Source organism: Streptomyces sp. NPDC001093 (assembly GCF_040298985.1).
Lineage (GTDB): Bacteria > Actinomycetota > Actinomycetes > Streptomycetales > Streptomycetaceae > Streptomyces.
In genome coordinates this window covers 1-5,287 of sequence record NZ_JBEPBF010000251.1, presented here as the reverse complement: position 1 = coordinate 5,287, position 5,287 = coordinate 1, and the positions used below count along the sequence as shown (strand labels likewise).

Below are 5,287 nucleotides of genomic sequence, written 5' to 3'. Positions count from 1 at the left end.
GGTCGTAGATCTTTCCGCCCTGTTCGCGCAGCCTGAGCCCCTCGGCGAGGAACAGGAAGTCGAACTTGGCGCGTTCGGCCGTCCGCGCGAAGTGCGCGAAGGAGCCGAACTCGATGTGGCTGCCGGCGGCCGGGTCGCTCCACACGGTGGTGTTGTTGACGCCGGGGAAGTGGGCGGCCAGGTGGATCTGCTTCAGCGGCTTGCTCATGGTGCGGTCGTCCTCTCCGGCTGCTCAGGCGGTGGCTGCTGCGTAGCGGTTGGCGGGGCGGGCGAGGCCCAGCAGACCGCGCAGGGTGCCGGAGTCGTAGGCCTCCCGGAAGCGGCCCCGGCGCTGCAGTTCGGGCACCAGGTCACGGCTGACGCGGGGCAGATCGTGCCCGGCGACGGCGGGCCGCAGCCGGAACCCGGTCAGTCCGCCCGCCGCCAGCTCCTCCAGCAGGCCGGCGAGTTCCAGGGCCGTACCGGTGAAGATCCGGGCGTCGCCGGTGTACGGCTCGCCCGCGAGCGCGTCCAGCCGCTCCCGCCGGGCCTGGGCCTCGGCCCGGCTGTCGTCGAGGAAGACGACGAGGTCGCCGAAGATGTGCACGGTGTCCCCGGCGCGGCCCGCCGCCCGCTGCTCGGTGCGGATCTCGGCGACGATCGCCCGGGCCTGCTCCGCGTCCTGCGGGGTGACATAGCCGACGTCGGCCTGGCGGGCGACGAGCCGGTACGGGACGGTCCGGTGGGCGAGGGCGGTGACCAGCGGTTGCCCCTGGGGCGGGCGGGGCGTGATCGAGGGTCCCTTGACGCTGAAGTGGCGGCCCTCGAAGTCGATGTAGTGCAGCTTGTCCCGGTCGATGAAGCGGCCCGTCGCCGCGTCCCGGATCTCGGCGTCGTCCTCCCAGCTGTCCCAGAGCCGGCGCACGACTTCCACGTGGTCGGCGGCCTCGTCGAACAGTTCGGTGACGATGTCCTGTGCGGCCGGGCTGTCGTGGGCCTCGATCCGGCCGATGGTACGGCGGCCGAAGTGGGCGGCCTCGTTCGGCCGGGCGCTGATCCGCACCCGCAGGCCCGCGCGGCCGTTGCTGACGTGGTCGAGGGTGGCGATCGCCTTGGAGATGTGGAACGGCTCGGTGTGCGTGGCCACCACGGTCGGGACCAGGCCTATGTACTGGGTGAGCGGGGCGACACGGGAGGCGACGAGGACCGCATCGAGCCGGCCGCGCACCTGGTCGGTGCGCTCGTCGGGGTCGAGGAGGTGCGTGGACTGCGGGCCGAGGCCGTCCTCGATGGTGACGAAGTCGATGAGGCCTCGTTCGGCCTCGGCGACCAGATCGGCCCAGTAGCCAGCGGTGAACAGGTCCCGGGGGCGGGCGACGGGTTCACGCCAGGACGCGGGATGCCACCCGGTGCCGTCCAGGGCGACGGCAAGGTGCAGTGGGGGGACCGGTGTTGAGGACACGGCGGTGCCTTCCTTCATGTCCGTGACGGATGTCCGTGACGAGAACACCGGCGCGCGAGGACAGGCGTCGGCGAGGGCGAGCGCGGCAGGAGCAGACCCGGGCCCTGACGCTGGGCAGGCCGGGGAGAAGGTCAGCGGCGACAGAGCGCGGCGGACACGCGCTGGAGGTCTATGTGCGGCCGGGATATCAGCCGGACGGAGCCGTACGGGCGCGGGGCGCGGGGCGGGAGCACGCGGGTCACGGCCGTCACCTCCCGTCCCTCGGCCGCGGCGGGCCGTCTCGCCCGCCTGTCGGATCTCGTCATGACGCACAACGCGCGGCCGGCCGCGGTTGTTCCCACACCTCCGGTCGCTCTTCCGCCTGTTCTCGCACCACCGGTTGTTCCTTCGCTGCGGACCTGCGCGAGGCAGCCGCCGCCCGACCGCTTCTCACCTGCGGGAAGCGTCCTCCGCATCCGCCGCGTGACCCGCCCAGTCCAGGATCTGGACCGCGGCCCCGGCGGCCTCCAGGCCCTGGCAACGGCCGTGGTGGCGGCGGGAGATGCCGTCCAGGTCGAGATGGCGGCCGAAGGCGGGGTGGGCGGCCAGGCGGCGGGCGTAGGCCCACAGGGCGCGGTGGCCCGCGATGCGGTGAACGGCGGAGGCGTCCAGGTGGCAGCGGTGGACGGTGTCCAACTGCACGAGGGTGACCCAGAGTTCGACGTCGGCCGCGGTGAGCCGGTCGTCGACGAGGTACGCCTCTGCGGCCAGCCGGCTCTCCAGCCGGCCCAGGGTGTCCAGGAGCACGTCCAGGGCGGCGGCCCGCTCGGCGGGACCGGCCCCGGCCTGCCCGGCGCGCTGCGCGGCCTCCTCGATCCCCTCGGCGCACATCCGCTCGACGGCCTGGATGACGGACTCCTGATCGCACGGGTACAGGGCGGCGCGGCCCTCGCGCAGGAAGCGGTCGAGGTCGCGCAGGATGTCGCGGGCATGGGTGCTGACGATCCGTCCGGACCAGTCGTCGCTGAGCACGGGCGCGAGGGCCGGGCCGGTGTAGTGGTGGGCGCTCGCCTCGTACAGCGGGCGCAGCGCGGAGTGGCCGCCGCCGGGACAGTCCGGTACGGCGGGCAGGACCGTCACCGGACAACTGCCGTCCAGGCCGAGGAGGCTGTGTCCGACGGCGAGGCGGAGCCCGTCGGGGCAGGCGGTCGACAGATGGAGCCGGAAGCGGTGCGGCACGGCGTAGTGGCCGCTGCGCGCGTCCCGGCCGATCCGGCCCCGGAAGACGGGCGCGGCGCGATGGCCGGACGGGAGGGCGGTGAGCGGAGTGATGGACATGCGTCTCCCCGGGTGATGGACGTACGGGTGTGTGCGGCGACGAGCGGCGCCGGCCGGTGGGCGCGCGGAGCCCAGGCTCAGCGGCAGCGGCTGATCGCGCTGCAGACGCGCAACAGGTCGATGTGCCGGCGGCAGGTGAGCAGGGGGGCGCGCAACGGCGTACGGCCCGTGAGGCCGGTGACCGTTGCGAGGCGCGTCATCATTCCCTACCTACTCACTAGGATTCCCACCCTGGAGTGTCGATCCGGCATCCGGCGACGTCAAGGGGGCGTCCACGCCTGGGACTGCGGGCGGATGCACGGGTCTGCATGCGGAGGAGCCGGGGTCTCCCCACAGGCAGCGCCATGTGACATAGTACTGCCGTGGCAAAGCGACTGACCTGCGATGTCGTGGTCGTCGGAGCCGGCATGGTGGGCGCGGCCTGTGCGCTCTACGCCGCGCGGTCCGGCCTCCAGGTGCGAGTGGTGGACCGGGGCCCGGTGGCCGGCGGCACCACCGGCGCGGGCGAGGGCAACCTGCTCGTCTCCGACAAGGAACCGGGCCCCGAGCTCGACCTGGCCCTGCTGTCCGCCCGGTTGTGGGCCCAGCTGGGCGACGAGCTCGGAGCGGCGGTCGAGTACGAGCCCAAGGGCGGACTCGTGGTCACCTCCACCCCCCGGACCCTCGCCGCGCTGCACGCGTTCGCGGACGGCCAGCGGGCCGCGGGCGTCGTGGCCGACCCGGTGGCCGCAGACCAACTGTCCTCCCTCGAGCCCCACTTGGCTTCCGGCCTGGCGGGCGGGGTGCACTATCCGCAGGACGCCCAGGTCATGCCCGCCCTGGCCGCCGCCCACGTCCTGCGCGCCTCCGGCGCCCGCCTGCACACGGGACGGACCGTGACCGGCGTGCTGCGCACGGCCGACGGCACGGTGACCGGCGTCCGCACCGACCGGGGCGAACTGCACGCACCGGCGGTGGTGAACGCGGCCGGCACCTGGGGCGGCGACCTCGCGGCGCTCGCCGGCGTCCGGCTGCCGGTGCTCCCCCGGCGCGGCTTCGTCCTGGTCACCGAGCCGCTGCCGCGGATGGTCCGGCACAAGGTGTACGCCGCCGACTACGTGACCGACGTCGCGAGCGACTCGGCCGCCCTGCGGACCTCGCCGGTGGTGGAGGGCACGGCCGCCGGTCCGGTGCTGATCGGCGCGAGCCGGGAGCGGGTCGGCTTCGACCGCTCGCTGTCGCTTCCGGCCGTACGGGCGCTGGCGGCCGGGGCGATCGGGCTGTTCCCGTTCCTGGAGCGGGTGCGCGCGCTGCGGACGTACGCGGGGTTCCGGCCGTACCTGCCGGACCACCTCCCGGCGATCGGCCCCGACCCCCGCGCGCCGGGGCTGTTCCACGCCTGCGGACACGAGGGCGCCGGCATCGGACTGGCCGCCGGTACGGGCCGGTTGATCGCGCAGGCGCTCACCGGGATGACCCCGGAACTGGATCTGACACCGTTCCGGCCGGAGCGGTTCGAGCGAGGCGACACCGACGGAGGCGACACGCCGTGAATCCCATGGAGTCGGCACGGAATCGGCTGAAGTCGGCCCGGGATCCCCTGGAGTTGGCCGGAGCGAGGCCGGGCGAGGCCTTCACCGTCACCCTCGACGGGCGGCCCCTCGCGGCCCTGCCCGGGCAGACGGTCGCGGCGGCGCTGTGGGCGGCGGGCGTGACCTCCTGGCGCAGCACCCGCGGGGCCGGCCGGCCGCGCGGGGTGTTCTGCGGGATCGGGGTGTGCTTCGACTGCCTGGTGACCGTCAACGGGCAGCCGAACCAACGGGCTTGCCTGGTGCCGGTTCGGCCGGGCGATGTGATCCGCACACAGGAGGGGACGGGCCGGGACCATGACTGAGCGAGCGCATCTCGCCGTCGTCGGGGCGGGCCCAGCGGGACTCGCCGGGGCACTGGCGGCGGCCGCCGGGGGCGTACGGGTCACCCTGGTCGACGCGGCCGAGCAGGCGGGCGGCCAGTTCTACCGGCAGCCCGCCCGGGCCCTCGGCGCCCGCCGTCCCGAGGCCCTGCACCACCAGTGGCGCGCCTGGGAGCGGCTGCGGGACGGCATCGAGCGGCACATCACCGCCGGACGCATCACCCACCTGACCGATCACCATGTCTGGTGTGCACAGGGTGAGTCGGGCGCCTTCACGGTGCACGCCCTGCGCGGCCCCGCACAGGAGGAGGGGGTCACCGTCCGCGCCGACGCCGTGCTGCTCGCCACCGGCGGGTACGAGCGCGTGCTGCCCTTCCCCGGCTGGACCCTGCCCGGTGTGGTCACGGCGGGCGGCGCGCAGGCCATGCTCAAGGGCGGCCTGGTGCTGCCCGGCCGCACGGTCGTGGTCGCCGGAACCGGGCCACTGCTGCTGCCCGTGGCCACAGGGCTCGCCGCGGCCGGGGCACGGGTGGCCGCGCTGGTCGAGTCCGCCGGCCCCGGGGCCGTACTGCGCCGCGCTCCGGCCCTGGCGGCGGCGCCCGGCAAGCTTGCCGAAGGCGCCTGGTACGCGGGCCGGT

General features: G+C 74.7%; 6 protein-coding genes and 1 pseudogene. 3 read left to right on the top strand and 4 right to left on the bottom strand.

Translation table 11 applies throughout. The features are described from left to right. The 4 genes and pseudogenes from ABT288_RS49305 to ABT288_RS49290 form a co-directional block, all read right to left on the bottom strand. A pseudogene (locus ABT288_RS49305) lies at positions 1-208 on the bottom strand (F420-dependent methylene-tetrahydromethanopterin reductase); the annotation flags it as partial. 24 nt (positions 209-232) lie between these two features. Beyond that, complete coding sequence (locus ABT288_RS49300; RefSeq protein WP_351623345.1) at positions 233-1,459, bottom strand: LLM class flavin-dependent oxidoreductase; 1,227 nt, start codon at positions 1,457-1,459, stop codon at positions 233-235. A 411-nt stretch (positions 1,460-1,870) separates the two neighbouring features. After that, on the bottom strand, positions 1,871-2,758 hold the full coding sequence (locus tag ABT288_RS49295) for a glutathione S-transferase C-terminal domain-containing protein (RefSeq protein ID WP_351623344.1): 888 nt from the start codon (positions 2,756-2,758) through the stop codon (positions 1,871-1,873). A gap of 77 nt (positions 2,759-2,835) precedes the next feature. Beyond that, a complete protein-coding gene (locus tag ABT288_RS49290; RefSeq protein WP_351623343.1) occupies positions 2,836-2,958 on the bottom strand; it encodes a hypothetical protein in 123 nt (40 codons plus the stop codon). 162 nt (positions 2,959-3,120) lie between these two features. Here ABT288_RS49290 and ABT288_RS49285 point away from each other — a divergent pair, with 162 nt between their 5' ends. The 3 genes from ABT288_RS49285 to ABT288_RS49275 all read left to right on the top strand — a co-directional run. Beyond that, complete coding sequence (locus ABT288_RS49285; RefSeq protein ID WP_351623342.1) at positions 3,121-4,290, top strand: NAD(P)/FAD-dependent oxidoreductase; 1,170 nt, start codon at positions 3,121-3,123, stop codon at positions 4,288-4,290. A gap of 5 nt (positions 4,291-4,295) precedes the next feature. Next, entirely contained in the window at positions 4,296-4,631 is a 336-nt protein-coding gene (locus ABT288_RS49280; RefSeq protein ID WP_351623341.1) for a (2Fe-2S)-binding protein, read from the top strand. Next, positions 4,624-5,287, top strand: a 664-nt coding sequence (locus ABT288_RS49275) for an FAD-dependent oxidoreductase (protein ID WP_351623340.1), incomplete at its 3' end; no start/stop codon positions are given. The genes ABT288_RS49280 and ABT288_RS49275, both read left to right, overlap by 8 nt.

Excerpts from the sequence above, each read along its gene's own strand:
- ABT288_RS49300 (WP_351623345.1), bottom strand. The coding sequence starts at position 1,459 with ATGAAGGAAGGCACCGCCGTGTCCTCAACACCGGTCCCCCCACTGCAC.
- ABT288_RS49295 (WP_351623344.1), bottom strand. The coding sequence starts at position 2,758 with ATGTCCATCACTCCGCTCACCGCCCTCCCGTCCGGCCATCGCGCCGCG.
- ABT288_RS49290 (WP_351623343.1), bottom strand. The coding sequence starts at position 2,958 with ATGACGCGCCTCGCAACGGTCACCGGCCTCACGGGCCGTACGCCGTTG.
- ABT288_RS49280 (WP_351623341.1), top strand. The coding sequence starts at position 4,296 with ATGGAGTCGGCACGGAATCGGCTGAAGTCGGCCCGGGATCCCCTGGAG.